16 protein-coding genes and 1 pseudogene are annotated in these 15535 nt (G+C 73.0%); 14 read left to right on the forward strand and 3 right to left on the reverse strand.

Features of this window, described 5'->3' with window-relative positions:
- Nucleotides 1–3 precede the first annotated feature (3 nt).
- From AB0F01_RS24340 to AB0F01_RS24360, 5 genes and pseudogenes are all read left to right on the forward strand, one after another.
- Nucleotides 4–477, forward strand: coding sequence for a PLDc N-terminal domain-containing protein (locus tag AB0F01_RS24340; protein ID WP_362099498.1), 474 nt, complete (start codon nucleotides 4–6; stop codon nucleotides 475–477).
- Between the two features lie 30 nt (nucleotides 478–507).
- Nucleotides 508–954 carry a hypothetical protein gene (locus AB0F01_RS24345; RefSeq protein WP_362099501.1) on the forward strand — a complete coding sequence of 149 codons (447 nt, stop codon included), beginning with the start codon at nucleotides 508–510 and terminating at the stop codon, nucleotides 952–954.
- A gap of 422 nt (nucleotides 955–1376) precedes the next feature.
- Nucleotides 1377–1532: pseudogene (locus tag AB0F01_RS24350) on the forward strand (LysR family transcriptional regulator); the annotation flags it as partial.
- Between the two features lie 126 nt (nucleotides 1533–1658).
- On the forward strand, nucleotides 1659–2006 hold the full coding sequence (locus AB0F01_RS24355) for a GntR family transcriptional regulator (protein WP_362099504.1): 348 nt from the start codon (nucleotides 1659–1661) through the stop codon (nucleotides 2004–2006).
- On the forward strand, nucleotides 2003–3004 hold the full coding sequence (locus AB0F01_RS24360; protein ID WP_362099507.1) for a DUF1648 domain-containing protein: 1002 nt from the start codon (nucleotides 2003–2005) through the stop codon (nucleotides 3002–3004). The genes AB0F01_RS24355 and AB0F01_RS24360 overlap by 4 nt, the downstream gene beginning before the upstream one ends.
- 208 nt (nucleotides 3005–3212) lie before the next feature.
- Here the strand turns inward: AB0F01_RS24360 and AB0F01_RS24365 are convergent, their stop codons facing one another.
- A complete protein-coding gene (locus tag AB0F01_RS24365) occupies nucleotides 3213–3611 on the reverse strand; it encodes a DUF393 domain-containing protein (RefSeq protein ID WP_362099510.1) in 399 nt (132 codons plus the stop codon).
- A gap of 612 nt (nucleotides 3612–4223) precedes the next feature.
- On the opposite strand from AB0F01_RS24365, the gene AB0F01_RS24370 reads away from it, so the two are divergent.
- The 3 genes from AB0F01_RS24370 (at nucleotide 4224) to AB0F01_RS24380 (ending at nucleotide 7882) form a co-directional block, all read left to right on the forward strand.
- The gene (locus tag AB0F01_RS24370) at nucleotides 4224–4427 is read left to right on the forward strand and encodes a cold-shock protein (protein WP_006143946.1); all 204 of its coding nucleotides are present in this window, start codon (nucleotides 4224–4226) and stop codon (nucleotides 4425–4427) included.
- Between the two features lie 242 nt (nucleotides 4428–4669).
- Nucleotides 4670–6286: a DEAD/DEAH box helicase gene (locus AB0F01_RS24375; protein ID WP_362099513.1), complete on the forward strand. Its 1617-nt coding sequence runs from the start codon at nucleotides 4670–4672 to the stop codon at nucleotides 6284–6286.
- A 486-nt stretch (nucleotides 6287–6772) separates the two neighbouring features.
- The gene (locus AB0F01_RS24380; RefSeq protein ID WP_362099516.1) at nucleotides 6773–7882 is read left to right on the forward strand and encodes a hypothetical protein; all 1110 of its coding nucleotides are present in this window, start codon (nucleotides 6773–6775) and stop codon (nucleotides 7880–7882) included.
- Between the two features lie 114 nt (nucleotides 7883–7996).
- On the opposite strand, the gene AB0F01_RS24385 is transcribed toward AB0F01_RS24380, so the two are convergent.
- Both AB0F01_RS24385 and AB0F01_RS24390 read right to left on the reverse strand, forming a co-directional pair.
- Entirely contained in the window at nucleotides 7997–8863 is an 867-nt protein-coding gene (locus AB0F01_RS24385) for an AraC family transcriptional regulator (protein ID WP_362099776.1), read from the reverse strand.
- Nucleotides 8864–9130: 267 nt separating this feature from the next.
- Nucleotides 9131–9343, reverse strand: coding sequence for a DUF4287 domain-containing protein (locus AB0F01_RS24390; RefSeq protein ID WP_362099519.1), 213 nt, complete (start codon nucleotides 9341–9343; stop codon nucleotides 9131–9133).
- A 687-nt stretch (nucleotides 9344–10030) separates the two neighbouring features.
- On the opposite strand from AB0F01_RS24390, the gene AB0F01_RS24395 reads away from it, so the two are divergent.
- The 6 genes from AB0F01_RS24395 to AB0F01_RS24420 all read left to right on the forward strand — a co-directional run bounded on the left by AB0F01_RS24395 (nucleotide 10031) and on the right by AB0F01_RS24420 (nucleotide 15510).
- Nucleotides 10031–10369 carry an RNHCP domain-containing protein gene (locus AB0F01_RS24395; protein WP_362099779.1) on the forward strand — a complete coding sequence of 113 codons (339 nt, stop codon included), beginning with the start codon at nucleotides 10031–10033 and terminating at the stop codon, nucleotides 10367–10369.
- Between the two features lie 25 nt (nucleotides 10370–10394).
- Nucleotides 10395–10859: an RNHCP domain-containing protein gene (locus tag AB0F01_RS24400; RefSeq protein ID WP_362099522.1), complete on the forward strand. Its 465-nt coding sequence runs from the start codon at nucleotides 10395–10397 to the stop codon at nucleotides 10857–10859.
- Between the two features lie 586 nt (nucleotides 10860–11445).
- Nucleotides 11446–11853, forward strand: coding sequence for a YciI family protein (locus AB0F01_RS24405; RefSeq protein WP_362099525.1), 408 nt, complete (start codon nucleotides 11446–11448; stop codon nucleotides 11851–11853).
- A gap of 80 nt (nucleotides 11854–11933) precedes the next feature.
- A complete protein-coding gene (locus tag AB0F01_RS24410; RefSeq protein ID WP_362099528.1) occupies nucleotides 11934–13106 on the forward strand; it encodes a DUF6596 domain-containing protein in 1173 nt (390 codons plus the stop codon).
- Nucleotides 13107–13271: 165 nt separating this feature from the next.
- The gene (locus AB0F01_RS24415) at nucleotides 13272–13493 is read left to right on the forward strand and encodes a hypothetical protein (RefSeq protein WP_362099531.1); all 222 of its coding nucleotides are present in this window, start codon (nucleotides 13272–13274) and stop codon (nucleotides 13491–13493) included.
- Nucleotides 13494–14685: 1192 nt separating this feature from the next.
- Complete coding sequence (locus AB0F01_RS24420) at nucleotides 14686–15510, forward strand: SAM-dependent methyltransferase (protein WP_362099534.1); 825 nt, start codon at nucleotides 14686–14688, stop codon at nucleotides 15508–15510.
- The last annotated feature ends 25 nt before the right edge of the window (nucleotides 15511–15535 follow it).

Below are 15535 nucleotides of genomic sequence, written 5' to 3' on the forward strand. Positions count from 1 at the left end.
GACATGAACGCGCAGACCTACCTGGCCTACGACTACCCCTTGCTCAACATGTTCTGGACGATGCTTCTGATCTTCCTGTGGATCATGTGGTTCGTCCTGCTCTTCCGGGTCATCGGTGACATCTTCCGCGACGACGGGCTGAGTGGCTGGGCCAAGACCGGCTGGCTGGCGTTCTGCCTCCTCCTGCCCTTCCTCGGCGTGTTCGTCTACGTCGTCGCACGCGGGAAGAACATGGGCCGCCGGGAGACGGAACACGCCCTCGCCCGCCAGGAGGAGTTCAACGCCTACATCAGGAGGACCGCGAGCGAGGGACAGCGCTCCAGCGTCGACGAACTGGCCCGGCTCTCCGAGATCCGCGAGCAGGGTGCCATCACGGACGAGGAGTTCCGCAGGGCGAAGGAGCTGGTCCTGAGCGGCCACGGCCCGGCGGATCACGCGGGCCGGGCACCCGCCACGACCAGCACTTCCGCCCACTGACCTCCGCACGCCACGAAATCGAGGCGCACGATGACCGCCACACACACCCGGCCGACGCACTCGTCGAGGCAGGCGTGGGCGACCGGCCTGACCGTCTTCGCCGCCGTCATGCTCCTGCTCGTCGGCCTCTTCGACATCCTCCGGGGCATCATGGCCATCGCCGAGGACGACGTCTTCGTCACCACACCCGACTACATCTTCCGGTTCGACCTCACCAGCTGGGGCTGGATCCACCTCGTCCTGGGCGTACTCGCCGTTATCATCAGCGCCGGGCTGCTCAAGACCGCGACGTGGGCGCGCGTGTCCGGCGTGGCCGTCGCCGCGCTCGTGATCCTCGCCAACTTCCTCTCCATGCCGTACTACCCGCTGTGGTCCGTCGTGGTGATCACCATGTCGGGCTTCATCATCTGGGCCCTCAGCGTGGTCAAGCCCGGCGGCAACCTCTACGACCTGTCCGGGGAACGCAGCTCTCACTAGACGTGTGACGGAGCGGAAGAACAGCACGTGGGTGCACGAGGCGCGGGCACGAGCAGGCAGCACGTGAGGGGCGTACCGCCGGGGGCGAGGGCGGCACCGCTCTCGCCCGCGTCGCCCTGCTGGCTCTGGCGGCCCGCGCCCTGGTGCCGCTTGTCGCCGCCGGGCTCCGCAGCGTGCTGTCGGCTTCGACCGGCATCGCAGGGGTCGCGCTCGCGGCCTTCGGCGTGGGGTGGGCCCTGGCCCTACCGGTGTCGCCCGCGTCATCGGAACAGCACGGTGGATCGGCGGCCGGCAGATCCGCTCCGGGAAGCAGGCTCCTGTACGTGCCGGCCGTTCCCAGGTGGGCGAGGTGGCGGCTTGCCGGACTGTCCGGCTGCCTGACCTGCCGTCGGGGGACCGTGGCCGTCGCCGGGAGTCGGGGACCGCGGGCTGCCGACGACCCCGCACTGGCGCTGGTCCCGGTGGTCGACGGACCGCGTCGGATCGAGTGCCTGGTGTGGAGCCGCTTCAATCCCAGCCCCGCGACCCGGGCGATGCTCGGCGTCCTCGGGGTGGGAGCACCAGCGGCAGGGTTTTGACCGCCGGCTGCCGAAGGACTGGCAGGTCCTCGCCGGAACGATGCAGCACAGGGGTGGGGGGCCCGGGGACCGCGGCTGGGTGCCCCATGGCCAGGACAGACCCATGGTGCTATCTTCATTAGCACCATGCTGCTGAAGTTGAACACCGCGGACACCCGCCCGCTGCACGAACAGGTGGCCGGAGCGATCCGGCGCGCCATCGCCGAAGGGGAGTGCGCGCCGGGCGACCGGCTGCCCCCGGCGCGCGATCTCTCCCAGGCGCTGGGAGTGAACGTGAACACCGTGCTGCGCGGGCTCAGGGCGTTGCGCGACGAAGGACTACTGGAATTCCGGCGGGGTCGGGGAGTGACCGTGGCTCAGGGTGCCGAGGCACGCTCGGCGCTCCTCGACCGCGTCCGGGACGTGGTGGCCGATGCCGCACGCCTCGGCTACAGCAGGAACGACGTCATCGAGATGATCAGGGGGATTCCGTGACCGACACAGCGGGGCGCAGGAGTGCGGCGGTGTGGGCTGCCGGAGGGTGGATCGCGGGAGTCCTGGCGCTGCTGGTGGCACTGCCGCTCGCGGCCGGCGACCGGCTTCCGGACCGGCTGGCGACGCACTGGAACGCCGGATCCGGTGAGCCGGACTCGTCCATGCCCCTGTGGGCCGCGACGTTGCTCCCGGCGCTGATCTGGGCGCTGTTGACGGCCGTCGTCGTGCTGGCCCTGTGGAGGACCCGGGGCAGTGCCGGCGGGGCGAGCGGGTGGGCGGGTGCGACGCTGGGGTTCAGCGGTGTGATGCTCCTCGGTACGCAGGCGGCGATCGTGCAGGCGAACCTGGACCACGCCCACTGGCGCGAGGCGGACTCGGTGACGGGCTGGGTGATCGCGACCCTGCTGGGAGCGGTGGCCGTGGGCGGGGCCGCCCTCCTGGTCGGCGGACGGGCGCCCGCCGTGGTCCCGGCGGCGACCGGGCCGACGATGGAGATACCGGCAGGGCAGCGGTTCGTGTGGCTGTCGCGCGCCTCCAACCCGTGGCTCCGGGCCACGGCGGCCGTCACCGGTGTCGTCGCGGTGGCCGCGGTGGTGGCGGCGGCGGGCGGTCTGGTGGACTCGGGGGGCGCTTCGCTCGCCGTGCCGTTCGCCCTCGCGTCTCTGCTGGTCCTCGGCTGCTCCTCGGTCCAGGCACGCGTCAGCGAGAAGGGCCTCGAAGTCGGCCTCGGTCCGTGGCGCTGGCCGGCCCGGCGGTGGGCGGCGGAGAGCCTCGAGTCCGCTCGCGTCGAGACGCGGACGGCGGCCCAGGTCGGCGGCTGGGGGTACCGGCTGAGCGGGCTGGGGACGACGGTCATGCTGCGGGCCGGCGAGTGCCTGGTGATCCGCACCCGGAAGGGCAAGGACTTCGCCGTGAGCGTGGACGACGCCGAGCGGGGGGCCGCCCTCCTGAACTCCCTGATCCACGACTCCCTGACCCGCCAGGGCTCGTCGGGGTGAGGGCAGTGGGCGGGACGGCCCGGTCCCGACCGCCCCTGGTCAGCCTGGTCCGCCCTGGGTCGGCCTCCGGTCCGCCCCTGATTCGCATCGGCCGGGGCCAGTTACTTGGTCCGGCCGGTGGGCCGTACCGCCTCGGCGGGGTCCCGGGCCCGTGGGCGGCCCGTTCGGAGGGCCGTCGCCGCCCGTAGGGGCGCCTCGGCCGGCGCCCCTACGGGCCTGCCGGGCCCTCGTCGCGGCGGGCGGGGAGGGCGCAGGCCGGGGTGCCGCCCGGCAGGCGGGTGCGGTTGTTCGCGACGATCCGGTAGACGCCGTGAGCGACCCAGCTGACGGGCGGGAGGGTGAGCAGCGCGCCGAGCACGGCCCACCCCTTGCCCGCCCGCAGCAGGAGCCGGGCGACGGCCTGGGCACCGCCGTACACGGTCCCGGCCGGGGTGATCCACAGGACCTCGGACTCGGCCCGCCGTCGGCTCGTCCCGAGGGCGGCCAGGTCGGCGAACTGCCACGGGGTGACCGTGCAGTCGGGGTGCAGCAAGCGCTGGAGGACGGTGACCGACGAGGTGCAGAAGCCGCAGTCGCCGTCGTAGACCAGTACGGGTCGGGTCGGCATGCCCCCCAGCCTGCCTCACCCGGGACCGGAGCGGGCCCCATGAGTGCCTACGAAGCCAAGCCCATGCCTGCCCATGCGCGCCGGGGCGGGGCAAGTCCCCCGCCCCGGCGCCCCCCGGCCTGGGTCCGCCCCGGCCTCGGTCCGCCCCGCTGTGTTCCGCCCCTGCTGTGCTGTGAGCCCTGCGCGCACGCGCCGTCCGTCAACGGGGCGTGCGACGGCTCCTTCCCGCGTGTGTGACCTTCGTCGCCCGGGGCGAGGACCGCACGCGGGCGGCGGCCGGACGGCCGGCGGCGGTGCCCCGCGCATGATTCCGGGCGCTCCCGCGCCGGTCAGGGAGTCGCCGGCGGGCTCGCGCCGGAGCAACGGCCGGACGCACGGCGAGCGATATCTGTGTCGGCGGCGACAGAAAGAGGGTGCGGGCCAGGACGGGTATTTCCCGGCCGTCCACAGGACGGGGTCAACGCCCGCCCGGGGCAGATCGCACCGTGCTACGGTCGGTGGAAGTTGCAGGTGGGGTTGGCCGGAAGGTTTTTCCGACGGGGTAATCATCACGGCGACCAGGAATTCACACACGGTGAATTCCTGACACCGTCTCCGAAGGAGAAACAGAATATGGCTACTGGCACCGTGAAGTGGTTCAACTCGGAAAAGGGCTTCGGCTTCATCGAGCAGGACGGCGGCGGCCCCGACGTCTTCGCCCACTACTCGAACATCGCCGCCCAGGGCTTCCGCGAACTGCTGGAGGGCCAGAAGGTGTCCTTCGACATCGCCCAGGGCCAGAAGGGCCCGACGGCCGAGAACATCGTTCCGGCCTGACACCCGCGCTCACGCGTTTTCGCGACCGGGACCCGCACCTCCGGGTGCGGGCCCCGGCTCGCTGGTTTTCCGGGGCGTGTGACGGCAGGAGTCCGTCACACCACCGTCCGGCACACGTCGACACGTTTCCGGCCGGCCGTCCGCCCCCCTCATCGAATTCGGCTCGTCTCGAGATTCTCTGCGCTGCTCGTCTGCTGCGGGAATTCCTTGGTGCGCGCCGCATCAAGGAAGGTTTCACGTCCATGCACCGTACCCGTACGTCCCGCGCGAACGCCCGTTCCGGAGGGGCTTCCGGCGCCGCCCGCTCCGACGGCGGCTCCCCCACCGAGCGCTCCGCTTCCCAGCGGGGCGGCGCCCAGCGCGGCAGCGGCCAACGTTCCGGTGCCGGCCGTTCCGGCGGCGGCTCCGGGGCCAACCGCTCGGGTGCCAACCGCTCCGGGGGCCCGCGTCGTCAGAAGGGCGGCGGCAGGCCGCAGGCGGGGCGCACCGGCGGAGAGTTCGCACTGCCGAAGACCGTCACTCCGGGTCTGCCCGCCGTCGCATCGTTCGCCGACCTCGACATGCCCGCGCCGCTGGCCGCCACGCTCGGCCGCGAGGGCGTGACCGTGCCCTTCCCGATCCAGGCGGCGACCCTGCCGAATTCCCTGGCCGGCCGGGACGTGCTCGGCCGTGGGCGCACCGGTTCGGGCAAGACCCTGGCCTTCGGCCTCGCGCTCCTCGCCCGCACCGCGGGCCGGCGCGCCGAATCCCGGCAGCCGCTCGCCCTGGTCCTCGTCCCCACTCGTGAACTCGCCCAGCAGGTCACCGACGCGCTCACCCCGTACGCCCGTGCCGTGAGCCTGCGGATGGCCACCGTCGTCGGCGGGATGTCCCTCGGCCGGCAGGCCGGCACGCTGCGGGCCGGCGCCGAAGTCGTCGTCGCCACGCCCGGGCGGCTGCGGGACCTCATCGACCGGGGTGACTGCCGGCTCGACGAGGTCGCCATCACCGTCCTCGACGAGGCCGACCAGATGGCCGACATGGGCTTCATGCCGCAGGTCACCGCTCTGCTCGACCAGGTGCGTTCCGACGGGCAGCGCATGCTGTTCTCGGCCACCCTGGACCGCAACGTCGACCTGCTGGTCCGCCGCTACCTCACGGACCCCGTGGTCCACTCCGTCGATCCGTCGGCGGGCGCGGTGACCACCATGGAGCACCACGTGCTCCACGTGCACGACGAGGACAAGCGCCGGACGACGACCGAGATCGCGGCCCGGGACGGCCGGGTGATCATGTTCCTGGACACCAAGCACGCGGTGGACCGGCTGACCAAACACCTGTTGAACAACGGTGTGCGCGCCGCGGCCCTGCACGGCGGCAAGTCCCAGCCCCAACGCACCCGGACGCTGACCCAGTTCAAGACCGGACTGGTCAACGTCCTGGTGGCGACCAACGTCGCGGCCCGTGGCATCCACGTCGACCAACTCGACCTGGTCGTCAACGTGGACCCGCCCACCGACCACAAGGACTACCTGCACCGCGGCGGTCGCACGGCCCGCGCCGGTGAGTCGGGCAGCGTCGTCACCCTGGTGACCCCCGACCAGCGCCGGGACATGAACCGCCTGATGAACGCGGCCGGCATCACCCCCCAGGTCGCCCAGGTGCGGTCCGGAGAGGCGGAGTTGAGCCGTATCACGGGCGCCCGGGAGCCTTCGGGCGTACCGGTCGTCATCGCCGCGCCGCCCGCGGAGCGCCCCCGCGCCGCGTCGCCGTCCCGTCGCCGTCGCGGTCGTCGCGGCAGTGCCGGTCAGGGCCGCTCCGCCGGCCAGGCCGCACGGCGCGGATCGTCGCCGCGTGACGGCCTGGGCTCGGCCGCGTAGCCACGGCACGACGGGGGCGGACGGAACAGCCCGACCGGGACGGGCAGGGCGGTCCGACCGGGACGGGCAGGGCGGTCCGACCGGGACGGGCAGGGCGGTCCGACCGGGACGGACGGAACAGTCCGACCGGGACGGACGAGACCGCTCGACCAGGGCGGACGGATCGGGCTCCCGGCCGCCGCCGCTCCCCCACCTCTCTCCTCGACTCCGCACCGCACCTCTCTGCCGCCCGTACTTCTGTAACGCACCTATGACACAAGGGCCTTGAGTCCCGTCCCCGCCGACGGTGATCATGGGGCGCTACCCGGTGGACCGGGTCCTGGGCCGATGCCGGGACGGGGCCGGGGCGGGGCCGGGCCGGGCCGGTGGTGGGCCGGTGATGTGGACCCGTGGTGGTCGACCGGTAGCGGTTGGACCGGTGGTGCGCCGCGCACGGGGTGACCGGCCGGGGTGGGGTCGGCTACAGAAGAAGAGCGGGGGCCCAGCGTGGGCAAGGGCGGGGAGTCCATACCGGACGAGGAGTGGGAACGCTTCCTCCGGGAGGCGGAGACGAGGGCCGGGAGTGCGCCCGAGGAGCCGTCGGCGCGCGCCCGGATGGTGGCGCGGCGGCTGCGGGAGCAGCCCACCCCGCCTGCGCCCTGGCGCAGTTACCAGGCACCCCCGCCGCGGAGGAGCACGCACAAGGCCTGGTACGCGGGCGGCCTGTTGCTCGCGGTCGCCCTGCTGGCCGTGGCCCTGGCGCCGGGCCGGATGTCCGAGTGGTTCGGGGTCGGCGGTGGCAGCGAGGACCGCACGCCGTTGGCCGCCGAGTCGCAGCGCCCGGACGGTCCCCCGCCGACGGAGCCGGCATCACGACGCCCCACCCTGGACGAGCCGTTCCGGGGGTCGCCTGCGGCCCGGTGGGCCGACGGGGCGGCCGGGATCGCCCTCCCCGAGGCCCGCGCGACCGGCTGGATGAGCAAGGGCGAGGTCGCGAAGGCGCTGAAGAAGACCCGGGACTTCCTGGTTGCTTCCAGTCTGGACCCTGACGTGCTGCGCGGAGAGCGTCCGCGCGAGGCGATCGCGATGCTCAATCCGCAGCAGAAGGACGTGCAGGAGTTCGTGACGGCCGCGTTCCGCGCACCGAGCCGGGAGAACGATCCGCTGCTGCTGTTCAGCCGGTTCGAGGGGGCGAAGGTCCGGCTCGTCGGGGACGTGGTCAAGACACGGGGGCGGATCACCTTCGGCGAGGGTGAGCGCGGTGCGGTCGAGGTGACCACGGACGTCACCTACGTGTACCCGGTCACGCCCGCCGCCGGCGGGGGCGACGAGATCGTGCGCACCATCGTGCGCCGCGAGGTCGTGATGAGTTGGGACGACCCGGAGAAGGTGTTCATCGACCCGGGCACGTTCTCCCTCGTCTCGTACAAGGTGGACAGCACCAACGGTGGGTGCGACACCTTCACCGGTTATCTCACCCCGCCGTTCGGCGCCGAGCGCGCGGCCTCCCCGCCGGGTGACGGCGCGGTGGTCGACCCGTACGACCGGAGCACGTCGATGGACGCGCGCATGCGGGAGGGGGGCGACGCGGGGTGCGGGACCGCCACGCGTTCGTGAGCACGGCGGCGCTGCCCGCAGGACGACCGGTCCTCGGGCGGGGGAGCACGGGCTGAGCGGCGACCGTCCCCGGACCCGGGCTCGCCCGGGGGCGGTCACGCGCTCACCCTCCCTTCAGCTCTGCTCCCGCTCGACCGGCAGCCACAGTTCGGCGTCGGCCTCCGTGCCGTCCGGGGACAGGCGGGTGCGCAGGATCTCGGGGCCGGGGCGGGCCCGGTACGGGTTGGAGGGGAACCACTGGGCGTACACGTCCCGCCACAGCTCCTGGATCGCCCGGGGCGCCGGGCCGGAGGTGGTGAAGACGGCCCAGGTACCGGCCGGGACCGGCAGGGCGGTGGTGCCCTCCGGGGCGTCCGCCGACGTGATCACCCCGTGGTAGTAGTCCAGTTCGGTGCCCTCGGCACGACTCGGGTCCAGGTCGTCGCAGACCGCCACGATGCCCCGCGGCTCCTGGTCCGACAGTTTCTCCAGGCGCTCCGACACCTGCGGGTCGATGCCGCGGACGAAGTCGATGATCGCCTGGTTGGCTCCCTCGTGCACCAGGGGTACCCGGGCCTTGAGCCCGACCACGGTGAAGTCCGGCCGGTCCACTACGCGGTAGCGCATGCTGCTGCTCCCTTCGACGGTGAGGCGGAAGGACAGCCGGGGCTGCGAGACGAGCGTGGCGCCGGTGCGCCGGGCCTCGCCCGGGCCGACGCCGTGCATGGACCGGAACGCCCGGGCGAACGCCTCGCCCGAGCCGTAGCCGTAGCGCACCGCGATGTCCAGCAACGACTCCCGGCCCGCGAGCACCTCCGCCCCCGCGACCGTGAGCCTGCGGCGCCGTACGTACTCCGACAGCGGCATGCCGGCCAGCGCGGAGAACATCCGGCGCAGGTGGTACTCCGACGTCGCCGCCAGCCGGGCCAGTTCGGCCACGTCGACGGGCCGGTCGAGCCGGTGCTCGATGTGCTCCAGGGTCTGGTTGAGACGGTCCAGCACGGTGGTGTCCTTCCTCGTGACGATCACCACGCTAGGGAGCGGAGCCGCCCTCGGACCCGACATGTCGTGCCCGATCCGGTCGGGTCGGGGCGGGGCGGGGCGGGGCGGGCCGGGGCGGGCGGGCCCCCGCCCGGGTTCCTCCTCGGCCCCGGGCTCTGCCTCGGCCCCGGGCTCTGCCTCGTGCCCCGCGCTCTGCCTCGGCTTCGGGTGCGGCAGGGGCGGTCGCCGGCGGCAGGACGCCGGAGGAGACCGGAGGCCGCGCGGGCGTTACGCGGTCCTGTCCTCGGCCAGGGTGTGGGCGACCAGGGCGTTGGCGTGGCCGTGGCCGAGACCGTGTTCCGTCTTGAGCCAGGTGACGAGCTCCATGTGACGGGTGAGCGGAGACGTACGGATGAGGTCCTTCCACTCGGCGATAGGGCGGCCGTACTTCTTCTCGATGGCGGGGAAGTAGCTGGCGGGGCCCTTCACGGCGTCGGTCATGGGTGCCTCGTTTCCTGTGGACGGAGGAGAGGGGGTGGCCGCCCGGCGGGCGTGCTCTCGGGGGGAAGACTCCCCGGGGCAGGAGAAGTGCTCGACCCCCGAACGTGACTCCGGTCACATCGACTGGGGGCCGCCCGCGCGCACGACACGCGGAGCAGGCCGGGCGGGGGTCGGCACGGGTACCGGGCCCCGGCAGTGGGACGGTCGGGATGCGGCGGGTGGCTCGGTGGCGGGGCGAAAATGCGTTGACGTGCGCCGAGAGGGCTTGGTTGGCTTGCGACTGCTCGCTTCGCTTCGTTCCGCGTCCCGCGGAGACCCCGGAAAGGGTGTTTTATGACCCGGCTCGTGCCGAGTGCGCCTCGCCGCACCGCATAACCGTCCGACATCGTCGTCCGGACGTCGTCGTCCGACGTCCCGGTCGGACCGTGCGGTGGCGCGTCTCCGTACTCGGTTCCGCGCACGTCTGCCGTCCCACGGTTTCCACGGCTCCCACGAGCCGTCCTGAGTGCGCGGTCCCCGCTCGGCGAGGCCGCTCGGCCTGCTCTTGCTGTCGTGACCCATTCCCAGCAAGGAGCACTCCGGGTGTCCCACACCTCTCACACCTCTCACAGCAACAGTGAAGACCGCCCCTACGGCAACACCGACGGCCGCACCGACGCCGGCACCCGCGGCGACGCCCACAACACGCTGAAGCTCTCCACCTTCGCGTGCGCGTGGTGCGGTCTGACCGTGTCCGTCGCCGCGTCCGACGGTCAGCGGCGCAACCACTGCCCGTCGTGCCTGCACTCCCGCCACGTCCTCGATCACGTCGAGGGCGGGCCGAGCCAGTGCCACGGGCGGATGTCACCGATCGCCATCGCCGTGCTGCGCACCGGCGACTGGCGCGTGGTGCACCGGTGCGTGCGCTGCGACGAGCTGACCTCGAACGCCGTCTGCGCGGACGACAACCAGCTCATCCTGATGCGGATGGCGGTACGGCCGCTCGCCCAGCCGCCGTTCCCGCTCGAGGCGTTCGGCACCCTCTGACGGCGCGGGAAGAGGGACGACGACCATGCCACGACGCACCAACTCCGGCACCCCGGTACACGACCGACGCCGCCCGCAACGGCCCAAGCGCCTCCCGCACCTCAAGGAGGGGCCGACCGGCCGGGACGGGCGGGAGGGCCGGGGCAAGGGCCGATCGGACGGCTTCCGCTGCGCGGGCTGCCGCCTGGACGTCCCCCGCGACGCGCCGGGCACCGCTCATCGCAACCACTGTCCGAGCTGCCTGGTCAGCCTCCACGTCGACCGCAGGGTGCCCGGCGACCGGGCGTCCGACTGCCGCGGCCGGATGGAGGCCCTGGGCATATCGACGCGACCGGACGGTGAGTGGATGCTCGTCCATCAGTGCCGGTCCTGCGGCGAACTGAGCGTCAACCGCATCGCCGGGGACGACAACGCGCTGGCCCTCGTCCGTCTGGCCCTCCGGCCGCTGACGGACGCCGGGATGGCGCACCGGGCCCTGCTCACGCTGTGACCGAGCGCCCGACACGGTGAGGGCTCCCAGGTGCCGGGCACCTGGGAGCCCTCACCGGTCACCGCCCACACCGGTCACGGCCCTCACCGGTCACGGCCCTGACCGGTTCGGACGCCCCGGCCCCCCGCTCCCGGCCCCCCGGCCTCCCGGAGTCACCGCCTGCACCGTCCGGGCGCCGGACGGGCGCCGGACGGGCGCCGGACGGGCCAAGGGAGCCCCGATGGGTCCGACCTCGCGGGAAGGGGCACCCGCCTCGTGGACTGGAAGCTCCGTCACTCTGATCGCATCGGCCGTCTTCGGCTTCCTCGGCCCGTGCGTCACGCTCGCGGTACCGCTCCTCCACCGGCCGCCCAGGTTGTTCGACGCCTGGCACCGGGCCCGGCGCTCGCTGCCCGGCCCGTCCGGACCGCCCGTGTCCCCCCGCTCGGCCCGACCGCGCGGCGAGGACCGACCGCCGACAGCGGCGTCCGGACGAAGCCACCGGAAAAAGTTCCGCGGGGATGTCGAGAACGCGTGGCCCGCTCCGTCCCAGGGGTGAACGCGCCCCACGCGACCCACAATGGGCGCACCGGAACGAGGAGAGACCATGGCCAAGTACCTGCTGCTGAAGCACTACCGGGGAGCCCCGGCCGCGGCCAACGACGTGCCCATGGAGCAATGGACGCCGGAGGAGATCTCGGCGCACGTCCAGTACATGAACGACTTCGCGGCCCGGCTGGAAGGGACCGGGGAGTTCGTCGACGGCCAGGCGCTGGCCCCCGAGGGCACCTGGGTCCGGTACGACGGCGAGGGACGTCCCCCGGTCACCGACGGACCGTTCCCCGAGACGAAGGACCTGATCGCCGGCTGGATGGTGATCGACGTCGACACCTACGAGCGCGCCGTCGAACTGGCCGGGGAACTGTCTGCGGCCCCCGGCGCGGGCGGCAAGCCCCTCCACGAGTGGCTGGAGCTGCGCCCGTTCCTCACCGCGCCGCCCACCATCACGGAGTGACGCGACAAGGAGCGCACGGTACGCGACACGGAGCGCGCGGTACGCGACACGGAGTGAGACACCGAGGAGTGACGCCGTCCATGGACGAGTGGGACGTGAGGGACGGGTGGGACGAGGCCCTGCTGCGCACCCTCACGCCGGGCGTGCTCACCGTCCTCGTCCGCCGCGGAGCCGACTTCGCGGCGGCCGAGGACGCCGTGCAGGAGGCTCTGGCGGAGGCGGTGCGCGGGTGGCCGTCCGGCCCTCCGCGCGACCCGAAGGGCTGGCTGGTGACGGTGGCCTGGCGGAAGTTCCTCGACGCCACCCGCGCGGATGCCGCCCGCCGCCGGCGCGAGGACCGCGTCGAGGAGGAACCGGCGCCCGGCCCCGTGCCCGCCACCGACGACACGCTCCACCTGTACTTCCTGTGCGCCCATCCGTCACTGACCCCGTCGTCGGCGGTGGCGCTCACGCTGCGGGCCGTCGGCGGGCTCAGCACCCGCCAGATCGCCCGCGCCTACCTGGTGCCCGAGGCGACGATGGCGCAGCGCATCAGCCGGGCCAAGCGCACGGTGTCCGGTGTGCGGTTCGACCGGCCCGGCGACGTCGCCACGGTGCTGCGGGTGCTGTACCTGGTGTTCAACGAGGGCTACTCCGGTGACGTCGACCTCGCGGCCGAGGCGATCCGCCTCACCCGGCAGCTCGCGGCCCAGGTGGACCACCCGGAGGTGGCGGGGCTCCTCGCCCTCATGCTGCTCCACCAGGCCCGGCGGGCCGCCCGGACCGCGCCCGACGGCAGCCTGGTGCCCCTCGCCGAACAGGACCGGGGCCGCTGGGACACCCGCATGATCGCCGAGGGGATCGGCATCCTCCGGGCGGCCCTGGCCCGCGACCGTCTGGGCGAGTACCAGGCGCAGGCCGCCGTCGCCGCGCTCCACGCGGACGCGCCCCGCGTCGAGGAGACCGACTGGGTGCAGATCGTCGAGTGGTACGACGAACTCGTACGGCTGACCGGCAGCCCCGTCGCCCGGCTCAATCGCGTGGTCGCCGTCGGTGAGGCCGACGGACCGCGCGCCGGGCTGGCGGCGCTGGCCGAACTGGACGCCGCGCTGCCCCGGTACACCGCTGTGGCGGCCTACCTCCACGAGCGGGACGGTGACCTCCCGAGGGCCGCGCTGCTCTACGCGGAAGCCGCCCGCAAGGCCACCGACCTGGCCGAACGCGACCACCTGACCCGCCGGGCCGCCCAGCTCAACACCCGTCTGCGCCGCTGAGAACGGCCGTCGGCCGGACCTTGGCGCGGGGCCCGTCGTCCGTGGCCGTCCGGCGGCAAGAAGAGAACGGACGGTGTGCATGGGGCTGCGGTCACGGGGTATGTGACCAACAAGCAACCGGAACGGCCTCACCATGGTGCCGTTCCCGGGCGCATACTGGTGTCAATGACTAAGCCAGGTGCATCGAAGCGATATCTGCCCACCAGCCCCTTCAAGGCGCCGGTCGCGCCGCCGCCCAAGGAGTTCACGGTGGGCGACCAGGTCACGCACGACATGTACGGTCTCGGCCGCGTCCTCGGGATCGAGGACGGCATCGCGGCGCTCGTGGATTTCGGCTCGCGACAGGAGCGGATCCTGAGCCCGTACCACAAGATGACCAAGCTGTAGCGCGTCCGACCAGGGCGGCCGAACCGCCCCGCCGCGTCCGGATCCACACCGCCGGGCGGCGTCACCGCTGTGCCCGGTCACGGCACACCGGGTCCGCGTAGCGGGCCCGCACCGAATGGGAGACCCTTCATCGACTCGACCCTGCTCTTCTCCAACCCGGAGGGGACGCCCCGCAACGCCGCCACGACCCTGCCGGCTCCGGCGACGGACCCCTTCCAGGCACCGGATCTGCCGGACTTCCCGGAAGGGGAAGACCTGGTGGACTTCCCGGAGGACGAGGACGTGACGCCCCCCGTCTCGACCCGCCCGCAGTCCGCCGGCCAGTCCCGCGGGCGGCCCAAGGACGGCCGAAGCGGTCGGAGCGACCGCGGCGACCGCGGCGACAGGAGCGGCCGGGGCAGCCGGGGTAACCGGGGCAACCGCAGCGATCGACACGGCGGGCAGGGACGGCAGGGCCGCCAGGGCCGTAACGGCTCCTGAGGCAACCGGACGAGCCGGGCGACGCGACCGCGACCAGGCCGGAACGCCCGACGCCCCCGCACCACGCCCGCCTCAGGTCCGTGGCGCCCCGCCCGTGGCCTCGGCCGGGTCGTAGCGCGTCCGGCCCGGGCATCGACGCCGGGCGTACGTGGACAGAAGCGAACGTCCACATGACGGACGTCGACGAGGCGGACCTCGCCAAGGCGGACGACGACGAGACGACCATCGACGGCCACCCGCCTGCGGCAAGCGCTCCAGCGCAGAGCCTCGTCAAGCGTCCCCTGACGCCTGCCTCGCGCCTCCTGAGGCGTGTCGTGCCCGGACCTGCCTCGCGCCTCCTGAGGCGTGCCTGGTGGCTGCCGACGCCTGCCTGCCGATGCGGGCCCGCCCATGCGGGACCCTCGGCGAGCGCCAGCAGTGTGTGCGCCTCGGCGTGTGCACCTCGGTGCGTGGTTCCCGGTGCGGCCCCGCGCTCGAGGGCAGCGACCACGACTGTGCCGCACCCGTCGCCCGCTCAGTCCCCCGCGTCCCTCCTGCTCCTGCCCCTCCGGCCCCTCCTCCGTCCCGCTGGCGTCGTCCCGCGGCACTGCCGGCCCCGCCCGGGCGCACCGCTCCGTGCGAGGAGCCGTGGGGTGCACTCAACTGCGCCTCGAACCAGCCACTTTGACGTAGGTTGGTCGCACTGTTAGCTCACCGTGCAGGAGGCTCAGCCGTGTCGAAGGACATCGCCCAGGACAGTGACGGTTTCGGGACGCGTGCCCGGATCGATACCAGCAGGCCGCACTCGGCCCGCTTCTGGAACTACTTCGTCGGCGGCAAGGACAACTACAAGGTCGACCGGCAGATCGGGGAACAGATCAAGGAGATCTTCCCGGGACTGGTCGACGTCGCGCACTCCAGCCGGCTGTTCCTCGGGCGCGCCGTCCGTCATCTGGTCGCCGAGCAGGGTGTGCGGCAGTTCCTGGACATCGGTACAGGGCTGCCGACGGCCAACAACACCCACGAGGTGGCGCAGCGGGCCGCGCCCGACGCGCGGATCGTCTACGTCGACAACGACCCGATCGTCCTCGCCCACGCCAACGCCCTGCTGACCAGTACCCCCGAGGGCCGTACCGCGTACCTGGACGCCGACCTCTACGACCCCGAGTCGGTGCTGCGGGCCGCCGGCGAGACGCTGGACCTGTCCCAGCCGGTCGGCCTGATGATCCTCAACACGCTGGGCCACGTCCCGGACTACGAGCAGGCACGGGGTCTCGTCCAGCGCCTCGTGGCAGGGCTTGCCTCGGGCAGCCACCTGGTGATCTCCGACAGCACCGCGACCAGCGAGGGCATGATCGCGGCCTCCAACGCCTACAACGCCAGCGGTGCGGTGCCGTACCACGTGCGCAGCGTCGAGGAGATCACCGGACTGTTCGACGGGCTGGAACTGGTGGAGCCGGGCGTCGTGCGGGTCCCGGAGTGGCGGCCCGAGGCCGACGGCGCCGAGGAGGACAACAAGGCCGTCGACGCCTTCTGCGGAGTGGCGCGCAAGCCGTAGTCCGGGGCACCCGCACCGTTGCTCA

It is taken from the genome of Streptomyces sp. NPDC029526 (assembly GCF_040637405.1).
In the GTDB taxonomy this organism is placed as follows: Bacteria; Actinomycetota; Actinomycetes; order Streptomycetales; family Streptomycetaceae; genus Streptomyces.

What these genes read in the sequence shown, in the direction of transcription:
- AB0F01_RS24365 (WP_362099510.1), bottom strand. Translation starts at nt 3,611, where the DNA reads ATGCCGACCCGACCCGTACTGGTCTACGACGGCGACTGCGGCTTCTGC.
- AB0F01_RS24370 (WP_006143946.1), top strand. Translation starts at nt 4,224, where the DNA reads ATGGCTACTGGCACCGTGAAGTGGTTCAACTCGGAAAAGGGCTTCGGC.
- AB0F01_RS24340 (WP_362099498.1), top strand. Translation starts at nt 4, where the DNA reads ATGAACGCGCAGACCTACCTGGCCTACGACTACCCCTTGCTCAACATG.
- AB0F01_RS24400 (WP_362099522.1), top strand. Translation starts at nt 10,395, where the DNA reads ATGCCACGACGCACCAACTCCGGCACCCCGGTACACGACCGACGCCGC.
- AB0F01_RS24390 (WP_362099519.1), bottom strand. Translation starts at nt 9,343, where the DNA reads ATGACCGACGCCGTGAAGGGCCCCGCCAGCTACTTCCCCGCCATCGAG.
- AB0F01_RS24405 (WP_362099525.1), top strand. Translation starts at nt 11,446, where the DNA reads ATGGCCAAGTACCTGCTGCTGAAGCACTACCGGGGAGCCCCGGCCGCG.
- AB0F01_RS24355 (WP_362099504.1), top strand. Translation starts at nt 1,659, where the DNA reads ATGCTGCTGAAGTTGAACACCGCGGACACCCGCCCGCTGCACGAACAG.
- AB0F01_RS24345 (WP_362099501.1), top strand. Translation starts at nt 508, where the DNA reads ATGACCGCCACACACACCCGGCCGACGCACTCGTCGAGGCAGGCGTGG.
- AB0F01_RS24410 (WP_362099528.1), top strand. Translation starts at nt 11,934, where the DNA reads ATGGACGAGTGGGACGTGAGGGACGGGTGGGACGAGGCCCTGCTGCGC.
- AB0F01_RS24375 (WP_362099513.1), top strand. Translation starts at nt 4,670, where the DNA reads ATGCACCGTACCCGTACGTCCCGCGCGAACGCCCGTTCCGGAGGGGCT.
- AB0F01_RS24415 (WP_362099531.1), top strand. Translation starts at nt 13,272, where the DNA reads ATGACTAAGCCAGGTGCATCGAAGCGATATCTGCCCACCAGCCCCTTC.